This window comes from Citrobacter sp. RHBSTW-00986, assembly GCF_013783065.1.
Lineage (GTDB): Bacteria > Pseudomonadota > Gammaproteobacteria > Enterobacterales > Enterobacteriaceae > Citrobacter > Citrobacter braakii.
In genome coordinates this window covers 255476-274508 of sequence record NZ_CP056200.1, presented here as the reverse complement: position 1 = coordinate 274508, position 19033 = coordinate 255476, and the positions used below count along the sequence as shown (strand labels likewise).

Genomic DNA, 19033 nt, shown 5'->3' with positions numbered 1-19033 from the left:
TCTTCAGCTATTACTTCGCGACGGTCGATGATCCGTCCGCGTGCCACTGGAAGACACCAAACTCAAATCCCTTCAAATCGCCTTTTTCGTCCCATTTCAGCGGCCCAATCACGGTGTCAGCCCCGTGTGCTTTCAGATCTTTCACCAGCTCCAACGGCTCTTTGCTACCGCTGCGATCCATTGCTGTCGCCAGTGACTGGACGGCTGCATAAGTGATCCACACGTACGGCCCGGTTGGATCTTTCTTGTCAGCTTTGAGCGCATCGACGATAGCTTTATTCGCCGGATCCTGGTCATAGCGTTTTGGCATGGTCACCAGCATGCCTTCAGCGGCATCACCGGCAATATTAGACAGCGACGCATTGCCCACGCCCTCAGGTCCCATAAACTGGGTATTCAGCCCGACGGAGCGAGCCTGGCGCAGCATTTGTCCCATTTCCGGGTAGTAGCCGCCGTAATAAACAAAATCGATATTTTCTTTTTTCAGGCGGGCGATCAGCGCAGAAAAATCTTTTTCCCCGGCAGTGATCCCGTCAAAGAAGACGATATTGGCTTTGCCCGCTTTCAGGCTCTCCTGCACTGAACGCGCCAGGCCTTCACCGTATTGCTGTTTATCGTGAATGATGGCGATGCGTTGCGGCTTCACCTTCTCCAGAATGTATTTCGCGGCGGTCGGCCCCTGAGAGGAGTCCAGGCCCGCTGTACGCATAATGTGTGCGTAACCGCGCTGGGTCAGTTCCGGGTTGGTCGCGCCCGGGGAAATCATCAGAATGCCTTCGTCTTCATAGATATCTGATGCGGGCTGCGTGGAAGATGAGCACAGATGACCAATAACGTACTGAATGCCGTCATTGACGATTTTGTTCGCTACCGCAACGGCCTGTTTCGGATCGCAGGCGTCGTCATATTCGACGGCAACGAGTTTGTCGCCTTTGACCCCGCCTTTGGCATTGATATCTTTAATGGCCTGACGTGCGCCATTAAATTCCATATCACCCCACTGCGCGACCGGACCTGACATCGCCCCGACAACAGCGACCTTGATATCCTCCGCCATGACCGCGTGTGACATTGCCAGTGCTATCACCCCTGCGATGATTGTTTTCGCATTCCGTTTCATTTTCCTGAATCCCCATTCGTGATGATGTATATATTTTGTATTTATGTGGTTAAAAAGCAGACTGTGCTTTTTTTGAACTGTACTATTTTTACCAGTCTCGTTAATGGTTTAGCGCAGTTTTTTAAGCAAATTACGGCTAAAATCTCTATTTTTCAGTCGATTAAGAAAAGATAATATTCTGCTTTTCACTATAGATAAACAAAAAAAAGTGCATTTGTCAGCATAAAATAACGGCACAAAGAGCGGAATAAAATGCTGCATTCCAGGGTATTATCCTGCCTGTTTTTCAATCTCTACTGTTTCAATCTGTCATTGTCGTTGTTACAAAACTATTAACCTGGTTAATCGCATTAAAAAGAGAAAGCATCCGGGCGAATTATTTCGGTACACTGATTCCATCTTTTGTGATTTGGACATGCTGTTAATGAAGCTGACCATCGTTCGTTTAGATAACTTTAGCGACCAGGGCCTGATTGATCTGGGCAAAATCTGGCCGGAATATTCCGCCTCATCATTAAGCGTAGATGAAACGCACCGGATCTACGCCGCACGCTTTAACGAGCGTCTGTTAGGTGCCGTGCGGGTAACCCTGAGCGGCACACAAGGCGCACTGGATTCATTGCGCGTGCGCGATATCACCCGCCGTCGCGGCGTCGGGCAGTATTTGATCGAAGAAGTGATCCGGGAAAACCCTGACGTGAGTTCGTGGTGGATGGCCGACGTCGGCGTTGAAGACCGCAGCGTGATGGCCGCATTTATGCAGGTGTTAGGGTTTACGGCCCAGGAGAATGGCTGGGAGAAACGGTAGAAAACCGCCCCCAACCAATTGTATTACGAGTATTTTCCCAAGAATTTTGTGTTGCAGGCAGGCGGCAAGTTATAAAATCCCCGGAGCTTACATAAGTAAGTGACCGGGGTTGAATAACGCAGCCAACACACCTGCGGCACGAAAGGCGCCGGGAAAATCACTTGGCGTCTGTCGCCGTCCCGTTTGCATGCCAGTCAAACACGCCGAATTCGAAGCCTTTCAGGTCGCCCTTCGCATCCCATGACAGCGGCCCCATCACGGTTTCCACCGAGTTTGCTTTCAGATACTTGGCAATTTCAGCCGGATCTTCAGACTGGTTCAGACCGGCCTGCAAAGATTGCAGCGCGGCGTAGGTGGTCCATACGAATGCGCCGCTCGGATCCTGTTTCTTGGCTTTGATAGCATCTACGATGGGTTTGTTCGCCGGAACCTGGTCGTAGTTCTTCGGTTTCGTTACCAGTAAGCCTTCTGCAGATTCACCGGCGATGTTAGACAGCGACACGTTCGCTACACCTTCTGGCCCCATAAACTGGGTTTTCAGACCCGCGGCGCGTGCCTGGCGCAGGATTTGCCCCATTTCCGGGTGGTAACCGCCGTAGTAAACGAAATCGATATTCTCTTTCTTCAAACGCGCTACCAGCGTAGAAAAATCTTTTTCCCCGGCGGTGATCCCGTCAAAGAACACCACGTTGGCGTTACCCTTTTTCAGGCCATCCTGCACCGCGCGGGCCAGACCTTCACCGTACTGCTGCTTATCATGAATAATCGCGATGCGCTGCGGCTTCACTTTTTCAACGATATATTTGGCGGCCGTTGGGCCCTGATCGGAATCCAGACCAGTGGTACGCATTACCAGGCTATAGCCGCGCGCGGTCAGCTCCGGCGCCGTTGCCGCTGGAGTGATCATCAGAATACCTTCGTCTTCATAGATGTCTGACGCAGGCTGAGTGGAAGAAGAGCACAGGTGACCGATTACGTATTTAATCCCGTCGTTGACCACTTTGTTCGCAACCGCTACCGCTTGTTTCGGGTCACAGGCATCGTCATATTTCACCATGACCAGTTTGTCGCCTTTCACGCCGCCCTTGGCGTTGATATCCGCAATTGCCTGCTCTGCGCCGGTAAATTCCTGATCGCCATACTGCGCTACCGGGCCAGACATCGCCCCCACAACAGCAATTTTAATATCTTCTGCTAATGCCATGTTGCTGAATGCGAGTGCAATACATCCTGCCAGTAACGCTTTACCCTTCATTTTCATCCTGAGGTTCCTCATTGTTATGGTTGTTGCATTTGTTGTGATGTTGTTATTTAGCACATTATTCTGATATTGGCGTCACACCAAGTATAAGACATTGATATTTAGGCATGCTGATCGTGCATTTTCAGCATACTCTGCTAAAACATACCCCATTTTTATGGATTTGAAACGTGAATTTTTGCGATGACATAACATATAGGTGACAAAACTATAAATATCAATTTCATCTCCATAATATGACCTTATATCATCGATATAAAATATTATCTTAATTAAGATGCATTGTTGAATATATATAAATGACAATATTAATTATAAAAACCAAATATTATATTATTTTGTTATGCGTTATATGCATCCGCTAGAAATAGCCATATTAGTCAATACATTCAATATGTGATCTTGGTAACGTTTAAAAATCCATAAAACAATATATATTCAAAGAACAGAAACCACTCTCAAGAACGGAATCTGTTACATACAAAATATAAATCAAACATATGGATTATATATATAAGGAAGATAACCATTGAATCTCTATGATATCATCATATTAACACATGGTGACGCAGGTAAAGAGTTATTAAACAGTAGTGAAATGATTGTTGGCAAAACGAAAAATACAACGGCTATTTCTCTGATCATCGGGATGTCACCAGAAACGTTAATGGAGCAAACAAGGAAAATACTCAGACCCAATATTAAAACCGTCATTCTTACCGATATATATGGTGGAACACCATCAAATGTAGCGACGGTTCTCTCCAGAGAATACCCTATTCATTGTATTAGCGGCGTAAACCTTGCCATGCTGCTTGAAGCGAATATGTTACAAGACTCCGATAAAGAAATCACCATCGAAGAATATGTTCAATGTATTCATGATGCCGGTAAAGATATGGTTCAAAGTTATCAATTTAATAAAGGATAATAGAGTATGAGTATAGTACATGCCCGCATTGATTATCGACTAATTCATGGACAGGTTATCACCAAATGGCTGAAAAGGAGCAACGCCGATAAAATAATAGTTATTGATGACGAATTATATAATGATCCTTTTTTAGCCGAAGTTTATAAAATGGCGGCCCCCAGCGGCATCGAAGTAATCATGACATCCATTGAGGAAACGACAACCCGCTGGAATGAGAAAAATTTCTATACTGGCAAACTTTTAATCCTTTTCAAATCTATTGATTCAGCATTAAAGACTATTCAGGGCGGATTAGAACTTGAAGAGTTGCAAGTAGGCGGCATAGAAAACATCCCTGGCAGAAAAATCGTCTTTAATCAGATATCAATAAATAAAGAAGATGCAGAAAAACTACAAGTAATAGAAGACAGGAATATTAAAGTTTATTTCCAGACTATCCCAGAAGAAGAACCAGCCAGTCTGCAAAAAATAAAGAATAAGTTACCTTAAAAAGGAGAGGAACTTATGGGCGTTTCTACAGCAATATTGATTGGTTTAGTTTATTGGATATCACAAGCGAAGGTATGGTATGGCTTTTCAATCATGCGCATGCCGTTATCTATTGCCCCCATTATGGGAATTATCTTTGATGATATGCCGACTGCATTATCAGTCGGCGCGACATTACAGATGATCTATATAGGTAGTATTGCTCCTGGTGGGAACCCGCCAGCAGATGAGGGATTGGCCTCCTGCATCGCTATACCTATTGCTCTTACTGCGGGGATAAAACCTGAAATAGCTATTTCGTTGGCAATCCCAATAGGTTTATTAGGGGTTGTCCTCGAAAACGTTCGTAAAACGGTTAATACCACATTTGTTCATATGGCCGATCGCTATGCCGAAAAAGCAGATATCAAAGGGATTCAGCGGGTAGCAACTATCTATCCTATTCTGTTGGCCTTCCCTATGCGCTTCGTTCCTGTTTTCGTTGCCTGTTTGTATGGCCCAGATGCTATTGCCTCATTTGTCAAACTGTTACCCTCCTGGACCACCAACGGCTTAGCTATCGCTGGTAATATTCTTCCAGCATTAGGTTTTGCTATCACTATCATTGTGATCGGGAAAAAACAATACATCCCGTTATTCATCATTGGTTTCTTCTTGGTCACATATTCAGGGCTAAACACCATAGGGATATCCATTTTTGGTTTATGTGCTGTTCTCTTATACATGCAATCAAAAACTGCGAAAGGAACACAAAATGGCTAATAATATCGACTTAAAGGAAGCCGAAAGCTCACCAATTACGAATAGAGATGTGCAGATTGTCTGGTTAAAATGGCATGCTTTCTCGGAAACATCATTAAATTTTGAACGGTTACAGGCTCTAGCCTTTTGTAATTCAATGACAGGGATTTTAGCTAAGCTATACCCGAATAAGAGGGATCTTTCAAAAGCGTTACAGCGCCATTTGACGATGTTTAACACACAAGCTAACTGGGGCTCAGTGGTAAACGGCATCACTATCGCACTAGAAGAAAAAGCATCCCAGGAACCTGAAGAACAGCGAACAGCCACAACCCAATTAGTGACCAGTTTAAAAACGGGGTTAATGGGTCCAGTCTCAGGTATCGGGGATACGCTAGATTTTGGCACATTGCGACCTATTGTTATTGGGGTATGTATTCCTTTTGTATTGCAAGGGTACGTATTAGCCGCATTACTGCCATTGATCTATCAAGTTGTTTATATGTTCTTCGCTAGCCGATTTGCACTTAATATTGGCTATAAAAAGGGGAAAGAGTCAATTTTAGAGATACTCCACTCTGGCAGTATCCATAAAATTATTGAAGGCGCAGGTATGTTCGGCCTGTTGATGATGGGGGCGCTTTCTGCCACTTATGTAAAGATTAAGACACCACTACATATTACTACTGGTGGGGGGAATACTATTGTCCTGCAGGACATGTTAGACAAAATTGTGCCTAACTTACTCCCCCTGGTTGCGGTTCTCGGTATTTATATATACATCCAGAAGTGTGGACCGCATTTCCTACGAATACTGGTAGCAATCCTCTCTTTAAGTCTTATTTTTTCATTCTTCGGTTTATTGTAATATGAAAAAAATACTTATAACGCCAAGGCCCTTTCTTAGTAAGGGGCAAAAATATCTGGATGAATTACAGGCAGCAGGTTATATCGTCGAATGTAATACGAGCGGCGGACGTTTTAGTAAAGAAGAGTTGATGGTAAAAATTAAAGATGCCGATGCTATTATTACAGGCAACGACCCTTTAGATCAAGACGTTATAGATTGTGCGAAAAAACTAAAAGTAATCTCAAAATATGGTGTTGGTTTAGATAATATAAACGTTGAGTATGCGAACAGCAGAAATATTGTGGTGCATAAAGCACTCAACGCCAATTCTGTATCGGTAGCAGAAATGGCTATTCTAATGATGCTATCCAGTGCCAGAAAGTATGTTGAAATCGAACAACAGGCTAAATGTAGTAATGATGTAAGATTGGTGGGTACTGAGTTACATAAAAAGACATTAGGGCTGATTGGCCTTGGTGCTATTGGCAAACATGTAGCCCACATCGCTAACGCTATGGGTATGGAGATCATTGCATACGACCCTTTTATCAATCAGAGTCAGGTTTTTCCGTATATAAACTTTAAAGAGTTAGATGAGGTGTATCAGCTCAGTGATGTTATCTCGCTTCATTTGCCTTTACTAGATAGCACCAGGCACATGATTGATCAGCACGCATTCGAAAAAATGAAACCTTCCGCAATATTAATAAATACTGCACGAGGCGGTTTGATTGATGAAGATAGTTTATACAATGCTTTAATTACTCACAAAATTTCTTTTGCTAGTGAAGATATTGAACTTAAAGAACGAAAAGAAGCAACAAAACAACTCATAAATTACTCGATCACGCCACATGCGGCTTCGTTTACTCAGGAAGCAGATCTTAACACAATTCAAATCTCGATTAAAAATGTTACCAACGAACTGGAGAAAAGATAATGAAAGAACTTAAGGGAATTATTACTGCGATGGTGACACCATTTGATGAAACGGAAAAAATGGATATCCCGGCAGCAAGAAAGATGGCTCGCTGGTTAGTCAACAATGGTGTTCATGGATTATTTATTTGTGGCACCAACGGTGAATTTCATCTGTTATCAGATGATGAAAAAGTAGAACTCACCAAAGCAGTTGTTGATGAAGTGGGTGATGACGTAACTATTTGCGCCGGTGCCGGTTGCTGTAGCACACAGCAAACTATTGCTCTGACTCAACGACTCGTTGATGCTGGCGCAGATTACATTTCAGTTGTAACCCCCTACTATCTGGTGCCTAATCAGGAAGATTTATATAAACATTACTATGATATTGCGGCCAGCACAGCAGCACCTATTATTCTATACAATCTCCCAGGGCAAACGGGCCTAAGTATTGAATACGAAACAGCGAATCGCCTGGCTGATATCGATAATATCGTGGCAATCAAAGATAGCAGTGGCAAATTTGAAGTACAAAAACAGTACCTTGAGATTTCAAAACACAAAAATTTTAAAGTATTGAACGGTTCAGATTCGCTGATGCTTGATGCATTTAAAGAAGGTTCAGTAGCCAGCGTCGCAGCCACATCAAATGTTTTACCGAAGATTGAAGTGGATTTGTATAACTACTTTATCGCGGGGCAGTTGGATAAAGCACAGGAAGAGCGTAATAAGATCGATGCACTGCGTATGAACATTAAGAAAATGACCGCACCTGCAGTAATGAAAGAGGCTCTTAACTTAATGGGGATCACCGCAGGCATTACCAGAAGACCAATACATATGCCGAATGAAATCATCACTCAGGATATCAAAGAGATGCTGGCAGCCTATAATCTCCTGCCACAATAAGTTTTACCGACAGTATTCGGCTGCATTAAGGTGACATGTTTGCCCAGAAACCGGGCAAACATGTCACCTTGTCAAGCGCAGGGGCATTAATCACTTCGGCCCCCCTCCACAACACCAGAGAGGCAAAAGCAAACCTGGCAGAGGAAAGCGTGATAGCAGTTTGAAGTATCAATGAGACATAAAAAACCCCCGAATGGGCATCCAGGGGTTATAGGGGCAATGCGTTAAACGGCGTGATTACGCTTCGATCGCCGCACGCAGTTTTTTCATGGCGTTCTTTTCAAGCTGACGAACACGTTCAGCAGAGACGCCGTAGCGATCGGCCAGTTCCTGCAACGTCGACTTGTTGTCTTCGTCCAGCCAACGGGCGCGAATGATGTCCTGGCTACGCTCGTCCAGACCCTCCATTGCGTGGGTCAGTTTGTTCGCGGCCTGATCTTCCCAGTTATCTTCTTCAATGCCGTCGGCAAAGTTAGATGATTTATCCTGCAGATACAGAACCGGCGCCATCGGCTGGCTGTCAGACTCGTCGTCTGAAGACATGTCAAACGTCATGTCCTGCGCCGCCATACGGGATTCCATTTCGCGCACGTCTTTGCTGGAAACACCCAGCTCACGAGCAACCATTTCAACTTCGTCCTGATTGAACCAGCCCAGACGCTGCTTGGTTTTACGCAGGTTAAAGAACAGCTTACGCTGCGCTTTGGTGGTCGCGACTTTTACGATACGCCAGTTACGCAGAACGTATTCGTGGATCTCAGCTTTGATCCAGTGCACGGCGAAAGAAACCAGGCGCACACCCACTTCCGGGTTGAAACGGCGCACGGCTTTCATCAGGCCGATATTACCTTCCTGAATCAGATCCGCCTGCGGCAGGCCATAGCCCGCATAATTACGAGCAACATGAACAACAAAGCGCAGGTGAGACAGGATCAGCGTTTTAGCTGCTTCCAGATCGCCCTGGTAATGCAGCTTTTCAGCAAGTAGCCGCTCCTCGTCAGCCGACAACATCGGCCACGCGTTCGCAGCCCGGATGTAAGATTCCAGGTTACCAACAGGGGCTAAAGCTAAATTTTGCATTTCTTTGGTCATTCAAATCCTCTCAATCTTTTCATCTGACGCGTTGGCTAAAACCAATAGCAACAACCATGCCAGAGCTTATGAGCAACGAGAATATCATTCAATCTTTTATCAGACAGTGATTTTATCCACAAGTTCCATGTCGTAATGTGTATAGATTACGCACAAAATGTGACATCACAATGAATACGCCGGGAAGAGATAACAGGGACTCTTTCCCTGCAGAGCGAACTACTCAGTGCAGGGAAAGATTATACCAGAGATTTTTTAATCGGGGGTAAAGTGGCGTAAATGTTGAACCGTGGCAAGCCAGGCTGCCACCCAGCCAATCATCGAGCACACCAGCAGTAATAACAGGCATTCGTCGAATGATAAGCCGTTGATATCAAACTTAGTTCCAAAAACCTGCGCCACCTCAGTAACCGCTGACGACAGGCGCATCACCAAAATTTCTGACAAAATTAGTGAAAGAAATGCGCCGGAAAAACCGAGCAGCGCACCGCCGTAGAGGAACGGACGCAGGATAAACCCATCCGTCGCGCCAATCAGTTTCTGCACGTTAATGGTATCGCGACGCGCAAAAATACTCAGCCGCACACTGTTACCGATGACGAGGAAGACCGCCGCTACCATCAGCACGCCAATCATCGCGGAGACGCGTCCGACAAGGCCCGTCAGCGCCGCCAGACGGGCAAACCAGCTGTCATCCATGCGCACTTCATCAATACCGTTGATTTGTGCGATACGGTCGCGCAGCGTGTTCAGCGACTCCGTGCCCTGGAAGTCCAGTTTCGGGATAACTACCGCCACGGCCGGTAGCGGGTTCTCTTCCAGCATATCCAGCGCGCCGCCAAAGCCGGACCAGTTACGGAATTCGCCCAGCGCGTCATCGCGGGAAAGGTAATTCACTTTCTCCACGCCCTGCTCGGCCTGCAACTGACCAACTACCCGCGCCGCTGCATCATCATCCAGCGTTTTTTGCAGGTAAACGGTGATCTGCGGAGAAGGATAATACTGGCTTGCCGCATGGTCGACGTTCTTATAAACCATGTAGCATACGCTTGGCAGCGTCAGGGAGATGGCAATAACCATCACCGTCAGGAACGTCGCCAGCGGCTTGCTTTTCAGGTCCTGTAACGCGCCCTGGAACGCGTAGCGTACCTGCTCGTTAAAGACATTGGTTTTACGCGAGTTCGGTTTTGGCGCGGCTTTCGCCCGCTTTGGCGCGTTACGACCGCCATCTCCCGGCGCGCCGCCCGATTTACGGAAGCGATCCAGTCGGCCACCGAACTGTTTGATTTGATTAATAGCGTCACGTCTATTCATGGGCCAGGCCTCCATGCAGATGTCCATCGCTCAGAACCATTTGGCGATAGGAGCGACGGGAGATCAGGCCAATATCGTGCGTGGCCATTAATACCGTGACCCCGACGCGGTTAAACTCTTCAAACAGGCGAAGGATCCCTTCCGACAACGCGTCATCCAGGTTCCCTGTTGGTTCATCCGCCAGCAATACCGCAGGTTTGTTCACTACCGCACGGGCGATGCCCACGCGCTGTTGTTCACCGCCGGAGAGCTGAATAGGGAAGTTTTTCGCTTTGTCCAACAGTCCGACCTTATCCAGCGCCGCTGACACGCGACGACGAATATCGTCCCCGCTGGCGCCCGCGATGATCAGCGGGATTGCCACGTTGTCAAACACGGTTCTGTCCATCAACAGGTGGTGATCCTGAAAAATCATGCCAATCTGACGACGCAGAAACGGCACTTCACGGTTTTTCAAACGGCTGATGTCATGCCCGCTGAAGTAGATTTTCCCGGCGCTGGGCCGTTCAATTCCACAAATCAGCTTCAGCAGGGTACTTTTCCCCGCGCCGGAGTGGCCGGTCAGAAATGCCATCTCGCCAGGCTGCATATGGAAGGTAACTCCCTGCAGCGCTTGTCTCCCACCGAGATAGGCCTTGCTGACATGTTCAAAGCGAATCATTGTTAATCCTCTCGGGCAAAAAGTGCCTCTATAAAATCGTCCGCTTTAAACGGACGTAAATCCTCGATACGTTCGCCCACACCGATATAGCGGATAGGGATGCCAAACTGATCGGCAACCGAAAAGATGACCCCGCCCTTCGCTGTACCGTCCAGCTTAGTCAGGGTGATACCGGTTAAGCCCACCGCTTCATGGAACAGTTTGGCCTGGCTTATCGCATTCTGCCCGGTGCTGGCGTCGATAGTCAGCATAACTTCATGCGGCGCATCTTCGTCGAGTTTCTTCATGACGCGAACGATTTTTTTCAATTCTTCCATCAGGTGCGATTTGTTCTGCAAACGCCCTGCGGTATCAGCGATCAGCACATCTACATTACGCGCCTTCGCCGCCTGGATGGCATCAAAGATGACGGACGCGGAATCCGCGCCGGTATGCTGAGCAATCACCGGGATGTTGTTACGCTGACCCCAGACCTGCAGCTGCTCTACCGCCGCCGCACGGAAGGTATCGCCCGCCGCCAGCATCACCGATTTACCCTGCTGCTCAAACTGACGCGCCAGCTTTCCGATAGTGGTGGTTTTACCCACGCCGTTGACGCCAACCATTAAGATAACAAACGGCGTCTTGCCATCAACATTCAGCGGTTCTTCCACCTTCGCCAGAATCTCGCCCATCTCTTCTTTCAGCAGGCCGTACAGCGCTTCCGCGTCTTTGAGCTGCTTACGGCTGGCACCTTCCGTCAGATTCGCAATAATCTTGCGGGTCGTTTCTACGCCCACGTCGGCGATCAGCAGTTGCTCTTCCAGCTCTTCAAACAGATCATCGTCGATCTTTTTACCACGGAACAGACTGATAAATCCGGAACCAAGGTTTTCTTTTGTTTTCAGGAGGCTGCGTTTCAGACGCGCAAAGAAACCTTCTTTCGTTGGTTTTTCCTGCTCCTGGACTCCCTCTTCTTCTGTCGGTGCTTCTACGGCAGGTTCTTCTACCGGCACCACCATCACGGCTTCTTCAGCTGCCTCAGCAGCCTCAGCAGCCAGCGCCTGCGCTTCCAGCTCTTCATCAGTCAGGTGCGGTTCGTTTTCGGCTTCCTCTTCAACCGCTTCAACGATTTCAACGGTTTCCGCTTCGGCCTGCCACTCTTCGGCAGAAACCTCTTCGGTTTTCACCTCTTCCGGCAGCGGCAATTCTTCGCGTTCGATAACCGTCGCCGCTGGCGTTTCCACAACGGGTTCAGCTGCAGGTTCAGCAACCCGCTCAATCTCCGGCTGCGGTTGTTCGGCAACAGGTTCTGCTTCCGACTGCAGTTTTTCGATTTCCGCAACCTGTTCAGTCACTTCAACAACTTCAGTTGCAAAAGCTTCCGTTTCCGCCTCGCTACGGGTTTCCTCGGCGCGCGGCTGTTCGTCAACGACGGTAGTTTCTTCAGCAACCGGTTGTTGTTCTTCGTTTTTTAATTCTGTCTCGTTTTCCGGTGCCTGCTCTTTTTGACCAAAGCCCAGCCAGGAAAAAAAGCCACGTTTTTTCTCTTTCGCCATTTGCGACTACACTCCCCCGCTGTTGCTTCATGGCACAGCGTCAACGCTATGTACATAGCAGCTAAAAAAATGATGAAATAGTCTATCACTTATACCCAATGAATTTCGAGTTACGTCAAGGCGGCAAGCGCACGAATCCCGATGAGCTTACTTTTAGTAAGTGATTCGGGTGAGTAAGTGCAGCCAACGAAGAGGTAACTTGAAAGGCGACGGGTTAACTTAACTCACATCACCGCCTGGAATGACACGTCAGCAGCGGATTGAGCAATAATTGAAATGAAAAAACCGAATCACTCTGGTAGCGGCCAGATCCGCATTATTGGTGGTCAATGGCGTGGCCGTAAACTCCCGGTTCCGGATAGTCCCGGTCTGCGCCCAACCACCGACCGCGTACGCGAAACCTTATTTAACTGGCTGGCCCCGGTAATGGTCGATGCTCACTGCCTGGACTGCTTCGCCGGCAGCGGCGCGCTGGGGCTGGAAGCCCTCTCTCGCTATGCAGCAAATGCGACGCTTCTGGAAATGGATCGCGCGGTATCACAGCAGCTACAAAACAATCTCGCCACGCTGAAAGCCCCCCATGCCCGGGTCGTCAACACCAATACCCTGACATTTTTGGCCCAGACGGGTACGCCGCATAACGTGGTGTTTGTTGACCCGCCGTTTCGCAAAGGATTACTGGAAGAAACATTAACTCTTCTGGAAACTCATGGCTGGCTGGCAAATGAAGCGTATATTTACGTTGAAAGCGAAGTAGAAAACGGTTTGCCGCCGGTTCCGGTGAACTGGTCGCTGTACCGTGAAAAAGTCGCCGGACAGGTCGCCTATCGCCTTTACCAACGTGAAGCACGAGGAGAACACGATGCTGATTAACCTGGGACGCCTGCTGATGTTGTGCGTCTGGGCATTTTTACTACTCAATATTTTCCAACCCTTTCCACGCCCGCTTAACATCTTCGTTAACGTCGCACTGATTTTTATGGTGCTGATGCACGGCATGCAACTGGCGCTGTTAAAAAGCACCATGCCTAAAGATGGCCCGCAGATGACCCGCGGAGAGAAAATCCGTATTTTTCTGTTCGGCGTCTTTGAGTTACTGGTTTGGCAGAAGAAGATTAAAGATCAGTTGAAGAAGTAACTGTGATCTTTTCGCCCGGCGGCGCTTAGCAGGCCGGAGCGACAAAATCTCCTGGCCGGACAAAGCGTAAGCCGCCATCCGGCATCAGTCAGATGAAACCTTAGCGTTCACTGTAAAATCAACAAAACGCGAACCTTTGTAACTCAGCGTTCCCTTATCCCCGACCGTTAACGCATGGTACTGCTGGGCATCCAGACGAAACGTCTGCTCGAAGCCGCCACTTTGTGGCTTAAAACTGACTTCATAGCGCATGCTGGTCCCTGCCGGGCTCACTTCCTGCTGGCGGGATCGCCGATCGTTAAGCGGTTTTTCCCGTTTGTTACTCACCACCACCTGCTTTTGCACTAACGGCGCAGTATCATTATCGGCTTTTTCACGCCGCTGCTGAACGAAGCGAAACGACGCAGCAACAACGATTAACACAATGATAACAATGAAAAAAAGTGGTGGTTTGCTCATATTATTAACCCATCAGAAAATGCGGAAATAAGCATACATTGCCTGTTATGGTGTTGTCATCTGGCAGTGTCGACCTCTACACTGAACAGTAGAGCCGTGAGCACCCCGCTTACGAAAAAATAACGAATTCAAGGAACTAAGATGCTTTGGTCGTTTATCGCTGTCTGCCTTTCCGCATGGTTGTTCGTGGATGCTTCCTATCGTGGGCCCGCCTGGCAACGCTGGGTCTTTAAACCCCTAACGTTACTCCTGCTGGCGCTGCTGGCCTGGCAGGCGCCAATGTTTAATGCTGTCAGCTATCTGGTGTTGGCTGGCCTGCTTGCCTCGCTGCTGGGCGATGCGCTGACGCTGTTACCGCGCCAACGCCTTTTGTATGCCGTGGGGGCATTCTTCCTGTCGCATCTGCTGTATACCATTTACTTCGCCAGCCAAATGACGCTGTCGTTCTTCTGGCCTTTGCCGTTGGTGCTGGTGGTGCTGGGGGCGTTGCTGATTGCCGTGATCTGGACGCGTCTGGAAGAGCTACGCATCGCTATCTGTACCTTTATTGGTATCACGCTGATGATGGTCTGGATGGCTGGTGAGCTGTGGTTCTTCCGCCCGACCGCTCCGGCGCTGTCGGCTTTTATGGGCGCATCACTCCTGTTCATCGGCAACATTGTCTGGCTGGGTAGCCATTACCGTCGCCGCTTCCGCGCCGATAACGCAATTGCTGCCGCCTGCTACTTCGCCGGACATTTCCTGATTGTTCGTTCGTTGTATCTTTAAAACGCTTGACTCTGGAGTCGACTCCAGAGTGTATCCTCCGGTTAATATGAAATGATTATCAACCGGAGGATGCCATGTCGACACCCGATTCCAGTGGCAAAAAAGCCCCACAATTTTCTTCTTTCAAGCTAGCGCCTGCGCCACAAAAGGCTGACGACTGCTGCTGCGAAGGAAGTTGCTCCACCCCACCACCCGTATCCGGTACCGTAATGGGTACCCGCTACTCCTGGAAAGTGGCAGGCATGGACTGTGCAGCCTGCGCCCGAAAAGTGGAGAATGCGGTCCGCCAGGTCAACGGCGTCAACCAGGTCCAGGTTCTGTTCGCCACCGAAAAACTGGTAGTCGATGCGGGTTCCGATATCCGCCTGCAAGTTGAAAGCGCAGTGCAAAAGGCAGGCTATACCCTGCGCGATGAGCAAGCGCCAGACGCCGCCCCCGAGTCGCGGTTTAAAGAGAACCTGCCGCTGATTTCGCTGATTATCATGATGGCGATTAGCTGGGGGCTGGAGCAGTTCAATCACCCCTTTGGCCAGATAGCATTTATCGCCACCACGCTGGTAGGTCTGTATCCCATTGCCCGTCAGGCCCTGCGTCTGATGAAAACCGGCAGCTACTTTGCCATTGAAACGTTGATGAGCGTGGCCGCCATTGGCGCACTGTTTATCGGCGCGACGGCAGAAGCCGCCATGGTGCTGCTGCTGTTTTTAATTGGCGAACGCCTGGAAGGATGGGCCGCCAGCCGCGCCCGTAAAGGGGTTAGCGCACTGATGGCGCTCAAGCCGGAAACCGCCACGCGCCTGCGTAACGGCGAGCGCGAAGAGGTTGCTATCAATACTCTCCAGCCAGGCGATGTTATCGAGGTTGCCGCGGGTGGGCGTTTACCTGCCGACGGCAAGCTGGTCTCCGGGTTTGCCAGCTTTGATGAAAGCGCCCTGACCGGCGAATCGATACCGGTTGAGCGCGCCACCGGCGAGAAAGTCCCGGCGGGCGCCACCAGCGTGGACCGTCTGGTAACGCTGGAAGTACTCTCCGAACCGGGTGCCAGCGCCATTGACCGTATTCTGAAATTGATTGAAGAAGCGGAAGAACGCCGCGCCCCCATTGAGCGCTTTATTGACCGTTTCAGCCGGATTTACACCCCAGCCATTATGGCGGTTGCGTTGTTGGTCACCCTTGTACCACCGCTGCTGTTTGCCGCATCCTGGCAGGAGTGGATTTATAAAGGGCTGACGCTGCTGCTGATTGGCTGCCCATGTGCGCTGGTGATTTCCACACCCGCCGCCATTACCTCTGGCCTTGCCGCCGCAGCGCGTCGTGGCGCGTTAATCAAAGGCGGGGCCGCGCTGGAGCAGTTGGGTAGGATAACGCAGGTCGCGTTTGATAAAACCGGCACCCTGACCGTCGGTAAACCGCGCGTCACGGCGATTCACCCGGCAAGCGGTATTGGCGAGGCAGAACTGCTGGCGCTGGCGGCAGCAGTAGAGCAAGGCGCGACGCACCCGCTGGCGCAGGCGATTGTTCGGGAAGCCCAAACGCGCGAACTGACTATCCCTGTCGCAAAAGATCAGCGGGCGCTGGTTGGCTCTGGCATTGAAGCACTGGTCAACGGCGAACGCGTGCTGATTTGCGCCGCCGGTAAGCAGCCTGCCGATGCTTTTGCCGGGCAGATAAGCGAGCTGGAAAGCGCGGGTCAAACGGTGGTACTGGTGCTGCGTAACGATGCCGTTCTCGGCGTGCTGGCCCTACAGGACACGCTGCGCGACGACGCCCGTAGCGCCATCAGCGAGCTTAATCACATTGGCGTGAAAGGGGTGATTCTGACGGGCGATAACCCGCGAGCGGCAGCAGCTATTGCCAGTGAATTGGGTCTCGAATTCAAAGCGGGTCTATTACCGGAAGATAAAGTACAGGCCGTTACTCATCTTAACCAACAGTCGCCGCTGGCGATGGTCGGCGACGGCATCAACGACGCTCCGGCAATGAAAGCAGCCACCATTGGCATTGCGATGGGAAGCGGGACCGATGTCGCCCTGGAAACCGCCGATGCCGCCCTGACCCACAACCGCCTGCGTGGTCTGGTGCAAATGATTCAGTTAGCCCGCGCCACCCACGCCAATATTCGCCAGAACATTGCGATTGCGCTAGGCCTGAAGGGGATTTTTCTCGTCACCACGCTGCTCGGAATAACCGGACTGTGGCTGGCGGTGCTGGCAGATACGGGGGCGACGGTACTGGTGACCGCTAACGCGCTGCGGTTACTACGTAAAGGATAATGAGTCTGTGCCGGACGGCAGTTGCATTAGCGCCATCCGGCTAAGATTACTGGCCTTTGCGCACCAGATAGCGGTACGGCAGAGAGTCGGTCTCTTTTGCCACCAACTCATGCTCCATAAAGGTACAGAAGCCGGGAATGTCACGGGTTGTCGCCGGATCGTCGGCGACAATCAGCAGCGTTTCACCCGCCTGCATGCCGCGCACGGTTTTACGCACCATCATTACGGGTTCCGGGCAGCGCAGCCCCTGGGCATCAAGAGTATGGTCGGGAGAGGTAAACAGATCGCTCATCGTAGTCTCGTTCATTCAAAAACGGCGTTATTTTACGCTCTGTTGTGGCGTAAGCCAATCAGGTTAACGATTGCGTGAAAAACAACCATTGCAATGTGCTCTTAAAGCAGTATCATGCGACGGTTTTTTATTGGGTTCCCTCACCCCATCCAACAAAAAGGTCACAATATGACTCCGTTTACACAATCTCAACGCGTAAAAGCGTTGTTTTGGCTATCGCTATTTCATCTGCTGGTGATCACCTCCAGCAACTATCTGGTGCAGCTACCGATCTCCATTTTTGGTTTCCATACCACATGGGGCGCTTTCAGCTTTCCGTTTATTTTCCTCGCGACCGATCTGACCGTGCGTATTTTTGGCGCTCCGTTGGCACGACGTATCATCTTTGCGGTAATGATCCCCGCGCTGCTGATCTCCTATGTCGTTTCATCACTGTTCTATATGGGATCGTGGCAGGGATTCGGCGCACTGCTGCACTTTAATCTGTTTGTCGCCCGTATCGCCGCCGCCAGCTTTATGGCTTACGCGCTGGGTCAAATTCTGGATGTGCATGTCTTTAACCGCCTGCGTCAGAACCGTCGCTGGTGGCTGGCGCCAACGGCTTCCACGCTGTTTGGCAACATCAGCGATACGTTAGCCTTCTTCTTTATCGCTTTCTGGCGCAGCCCGGATGCCTTTATGGCCGAGCACTGGATGGAAATCGCGCTGGTCGACTACTGCTTCAAAGTGCTGATCAGCATTATTTTCTTCCTGCCGATGTACGGCGTGCTGCTGAATATGTTACTGAAAAGGCTGGCAGATAAATCCGAAATCTCTGCATTGCAGACGAGTTAAAGGTTCATTTTCCGAGTTGTGATAAGATGGACGAATGAGCCGTTATGGCCGTTTATCGAAAGGAAGAAGTCAATGCGCAATCTGGTTAAATATGTCGGTATTGGCCTGCTGGTTATGGGGCTTGCGGCCTGTGATAATAGCGATACAAAAGCGCCAGCAGAGGGTGCTGCCGCAGAAAGTAGCGCCACTGGACAACCGGTCAGCTTGCTGGACGGTAAACTCAGTTTTTCCCTGCCAGCGGATATGACCGATCAGAGCGGCAAACTGGGCACCCAGGCGAACAATATGCACGTTTATTCTGACGCAACCGGCCAGAAAGCGGTGATTGTGATTGTTGGCGACAATACCAACGAAGACCTGGCTGTGCTGGCAAAACGCCTGGAAGATCAGCAGCGTAGCCGCGACCCGCAGTTGCAGGTCGTCACCAATAAATCTATTGAGCTGAAAGGCCACACGCTGCAGCAGTTAGACAGCATCATCTCGGCCAAAGGCCAGACCGCTTACTCTTCCGTGGTGTTGGGTAAAGTCGATAACCAACTGCTGACTCTGCAAATCACGCTGCCTGCTGACGATCAGCAAAAAGCGCAGACTACCGCAGAAAACATCATTAACACGCTGGTTATCCAGTAAC

The 19033-nt window shown here is 49.6% G+C and carries 21 protein-coding genes; 13 read left to right on the top strand and 8 right to left on the bottom strand.

The window, feature by feature from the left end; translation table 11 throughout:
* Positions 1-10: 10 nt before the first annotated feature.
* Positions 11-1120 (bottom strand): high-affinity branched-chain amino acid ABC transporter substrate-binding protein LivK, encoded by a 1110-nt coding sequence (gene livK / locus HV345_RS01295; RefSeq protein WP_016154836.1) that lies wholly within the window; start codon positions 1118-1120, stop codon positions 11-13.
* 424 nt (positions 1121-1544) lie between these two features.
* Between livK and panM the strand changes: the two genes are divergently transcribed.
* A complete protein-coding gene (gene panM / locus HV345_RS01290; RefSeq protein ID WP_181636683.1) occupies positions 1545-1928 on the top strand; it encodes an aspartate 1-decarboxylase autocleavage activator PanM in 384 nt (127 codons plus the stop codon).
* Between the two features lie 157 nt (positions 1929-2085).
* On the opposite strand, the gene livJ is transcribed toward panM, so the two are convergent.
* Positions 2086-3189, bottom strand: coding sequence for a branched chain amino acid ABC transporter substrate-binding protein LivJ (gene livJ / locus HV345_RS01285; RefSeq protein ID WP_181598776.1), 1104 nt, complete (start codon positions 3187-3189; stop codon positions 2086-2088).
* Positions 3190-3718: 529 nt separating this feature from the next.
* Here livJ and HV345_RS01280 point away from each other — a divergent pair.
* From HV345_RS01280 to dapA, 6 genes are read left to right on the top strand one after another with little or no spacing between them, the layout of a single operon-like run.
* Positions 3719-4120: a PTS sugar transporter subunit IIA gene (locus HV345_RS01280; protein WP_047501419.1), complete on the top strand. Its 402-nt coding sequence runs from the start codon at positions 3719-3721 to the stop codon at positions 4118-4120.
* Positions 4121-4126: 6 nt separating this feature from the next.
* Positions 4127-4612, top strand: a complete 486-nt coding sequence (locus HV345_RS01275; RefSeq protein WP_049283116.1) for a PTS sugar transporter subunit IIB — start codon at positions 4127-4129, stop codon at positions 4610-4612.
* Between the two features lie 15 nt (positions 4613-4627).
* Positions 4628-5374: a PTS sugar transporter subunit IIC gene (locus HV345_RS01270; RefSeq protein ID WP_101700397.1), complete on the top strand. Its 747-nt coding sequence runs from the start codon at positions 4628-4630 to the stop codon at positions 5372-5374.
* On the top strand, positions 5367-6221 hold the full coding sequence (locus HV345_RS01265) for a PTS system mannose/fructose/sorbose family transporter subunit IID (RefSeq protein WP_052138036.1): 855 nt from the start codon (positions 5367-5369) through the stop codon (positions 6219-6221). Before HV345_RS01270 ends, HV345_RS01265 begins: the two co-directional genes overlap by 8 nt.
* A gap of 1 nt (position 6222) precedes the next feature.
* Positions 6223-7143, top strand: a complete 921-nt coding sequence (locus HV345_RS01260) for a phosphoglycerate dehydrogenase (protein ID WP_181636174.1) — start codon at positions 6223-6225, stop codon at positions 7141-7143.
* Positions 7143-8033 (top strand): 4-hydroxy-tetrahydrodipicolinate synthase, encoded by an 891-nt coding sequence (gene dapA, locus HV345_RS01255; RefSeq protein WP_103928714.1) that lies wholly within the window; start codon positions 7143-7145, stop codon positions 8031-8033. The genes HV345_RS01260 and dapA overlap by 1 nt, the downstream gene beginning before the upstream one ends.
* 237 nt (positions 8034-8270) lie before the next feature.
* Here the strand turns inward: dapA and rpoH are convergent, their stop codons facing one another.
* From rpoH to ftsY, 4 genes are all read right to left on the bottom strand, one after another.
* On the bottom strand, positions 8271-9125 hold the full coding sequence (gene rpoH, locus HV345_RS01250; protein WP_005121585.1) for an RNA polymerase sigma factor RpoH: 855 nt from the start codon (positions 9123-9125) through the stop codon (positions 8271-8273).
* 255 nt (positions 9126-9380) lie between these two features.
* Positions 9381-10439, bottom strand: coding sequence for a permease-like cell division protein FtsX (ftsX, locus tag HV345_RS01245; RefSeq protein WP_016154839.1), 1059 nt, complete (start codon positions 10437-10439; stop codon positions 9381-9383).
* A complete protein-coding gene (ftsE, locus tag HV345_RS01240; protein WP_003023420.1) occupies positions 10432-11100 on the bottom strand; it encodes a cell division ATP-binding protein FtsE in 669 nt (222 codons plus the stop codon). The genes ftsX and ftsE overlap by 8 nt, the downstream gene beginning before the upstream one ends.
* Positions 11101-11102: 2 nt before the next feature.
* Entirely contained in the window at positions 11103-12638 is a 1536-nt protein-coding gene (ftsY, locus tag HV345_RS01235) for a signal recognition particle-docking protein FtsY (protein ID WP_181636173.1), read from the bottom strand.
* Between the two features lie 276 nt (positions 12639-12914).
* Between ftsY and rsmD the strand changes: the two genes are divergently transcribed.
* Positions 12915-13511, top strand: coding sequence for a 16S rRNA (guanine(966)-N(2))-methyltransferase (gene rsmD, locus HV345_RS01230; protein ID WP_016157666.1), 597 nt, complete (start codon positions 12915-12917; stop codon positions 13509-13511).
* Positions 13501-13776, top strand: coding sequence for a DUF1145 family protein (locus tag HV345_RS01225; protein ID WP_016154842.1), 276 nt, complete (start codon positions 13501-13503; stop codon positions 13774-13776). The genes rsmD and HV345_RS01225 overlap by 11 nt, the downstream gene beginning before the upstream one ends.
* A gap of 84 nt (positions 13777-13860) precedes the next feature.
* On the opposite strand, the gene HV345_RS01220 is transcribed toward HV345_RS01225, so the two are convergent.
* Complete coding sequence (locus tag HV345_RS01220) at positions 13861-14235, bottom strand: DUF2500 domain-containing protein (protein ID WP_016154843.1); 375 nt, start codon at positions 14233-14235, stop codon at positions 13861-13863.
* Positions 14236-14376: 141 nt separating this feature from the next.
* On the opposite strand from HV345_RS01220, the gene HV345_RS01215 reads away from it, so the two are divergent.
* The gene (locus HV345_RS01215; protein ID WP_016154844.1) at positions 14377-15003 is read left to right on the top strand and encodes a lysoplasmalogenase; all 627 of its coding nucleotides are present in this window, start codon (positions 14377-14379) and stop codon (positions 15001-15003) included.
* Between the two features lie 74 nt (positions 15004-15077).
* Complete coding sequence (zntA, locus tag HV345_RS01210; RefSeq protein ID WP_181636172.1) at positions 15078-17276, top strand: Zn(II)/Cd(II)/Pb(II) translocating P-type ATPase ZntA; 2199 nt, start codon at positions 15078-15080, stop codon at positions 17274-17276.
* A 46-nt stretch (positions 17277-17322) separates the two neighbouring features.
* Here the strand turns inward: zntA and tusA are convergent, their stop codons facing one another.
* Positions 17323-17568, bottom strand: coding sequence for a sulfurtransferase TusA (tusA, locus tag HV345_RS01205; protein ID WP_003827551.1), 246 nt, complete (start codon positions 17566-17568; stop codon positions 17323-17325).
* 168 nt (positions 17569-17736) lie between these two features.
* Here tusA and HV345_RS01200 point away from each other — a divergent pair, with 168 nt between their 5' ends.
* Both HV345_RS01200 and HV345_RS01195 read left to right on the top strand, forming a co-directional pair.
* Positions 17737-18402 carry a 7-cyano-7-deazaguanine/7-aminomethyl-7-deazaguanine transporter gene (locus tag HV345_RS01200; protein WP_019078120.1) on the top strand — a complete coding sequence of 222 codons (666 nt, stop codon included), beginning with the start codon at positions 17737-17739 and terminating at the stop codon, positions 18400-18402.
* A 72-nt stretch (positions 18403-18474) separates the two neighbouring features.
* A complete protein-coding gene (locus tag HV345_RS01195) occupies positions 18475-19032 on the top strand; it encodes a DcrB family lipoprotein (RefSeq protein ID WP_016154847.1) in 558 nt (185 codons plus the stop codon).
* The last annotated feature ends 1 nt before the right edge of the window (position 19033 follow it).

What these genes read in the sequence shown, in the direction of transcription:
- livK (WP_016154836.1), bottom strand. Translation starts at nt 1,120, where the DNA reads ATGAAACGGAATGCGAAAACAATCATCGCAGGGGTGATAGCACTGGCA.
- panM (WP_181636683.1), top strand. Translation starts at nt 1,545, where the DNA reads ATGAAGCTGACCATCGTTCGTTTAGATAACTTTAGCGACCAGGGCCTG.
- livJ (WP_181598776.1), bottom strand. Translation starts at nt 3,189, where the DNA reads ATGAAAATGAAGGGTAAAGCGTTACTGGCAGGATGTATTGCACTCGCA.
- HV345_RS01275 (WP_049283116.1), top strand. Translation starts at nt 4,127, where the DNA reads ATGAGTATAGTACATGCCCGCATTGATTATCGACTAATTCATGGACAG.
- HV345_RS01270 (WP_101700397.1), top strand. Translation starts at nt 4,628, where the DNA reads ATGGGCGTTTCTACAGCAATATTGATTGGTTTAGTTTATTGGATATCA.
- HV345_RS01265 (WP_052138036.1), top strand. Translation starts at nt 5,367, where the DNA reads ATGGCTAATAATATCGACTTAAAGGAAGCCGAAAGCTCACCAATTACG.
- HV345_RS01260 (WP_181636174.1), top strand. Translation starts at nt 6,223, where the DNA reads ATGAAAAAAATACTTATAACGCCAAGGCCCTTTCTTAGTAAGGGGCAA.
- dapA (WP_103928714.1), top strand. Translation starts at nt 7,143, where the DNA reads ATGAAAGAACTTAAGGGAATTATTACTGCGATGGTGACACCATTTGAT.
- rpoH (WP_005121585.1), bottom strand. Translation starts at nt 9,125, where the DNA reads ATGACCAAAGAAATGCAAAATTTAGCTTTAGCCCCTGTTGGTAACCTG.
- ftsX (WP_016154839.1), bottom strand. Translation starts at nt 10,439, where the DNA reads ATGAATAGACGTGACGCTATTAATCAAATCAAACAGTTCGGTGGCCGA.
- ftsE (WP_003023420.1), bottom strand. Translation starts at nt 11,100, where the DNA reads ATGATTCGCTTTGAACATGTCAGCAAGGCCTATCTCGGTGGGAGACAA.
- ftsY (WP_181636173.1), bottom strand. Translation starts at nt 12,638, where the DNA reads ATGGCGAAAGAGAAAAAACGTGGCTTTTTTTCCTGGCTGGGCTTTGGT.
- rsmD (WP_016157666.1), top strand. Translation starts at nt 12,915, where the DNA reads ATGAAAAAACCGAATCACTCTGGTAGCGGCCAGATCCGCATTATTGGT.
- HV345_RS01225 (WP_016154842.1), top strand. Translation starts at nt 13,501, where the DNA reads ATGCTGATTAACCTGGGACGCCTGCTGATGTTGTGCGTCTGGGCATTT.
- HV345_RS01220 (WP_016154843.1), bottom strand. Translation starts at nt 14,235, where the DNA reads ATGAGCAAACCACCACTTTTTTTCATTGTTATCATTGTGTTAATCGTT.
- HV345_RS01215 (WP_016154844.1), top strand. Translation starts at nt 14,377, where the DNA reads ATGCTTTGGTCGTTTATCGCTGTCTGCCTTTCCGCATGGTTGTTCGTG.
- zntA (WP_181636172.1), top strand. Translation starts at nt 15,078, where the DNA reads ATGTCGACACCCGATTCCAGTGGCAAAAAAGCCCCACAATTTTCTTCT.
- tusA (WP_003827551.1), bottom strand. Translation starts at nt 17,568, where the DNA reads ATGAGCGATCTGTTTACCTCTCCCGACCATACTCTTGATGCCCAGGGG.
- HV345_RS01200 (WP_019078120.1), top strand. Translation starts at nt 17,737, where the DNA reads ATGACTCCGTTTACACAATCTCAACGCGTAAAAGCGTTGTTTTGGCTA.
- HV345_RS01195 (WP_016154847.1), top strand. Translation starts at nt 18,475, where the DNA reads ATGCGCAATCTGGTTAAATATGTCGGTATTGGCCTGCTGGTTATGGGG.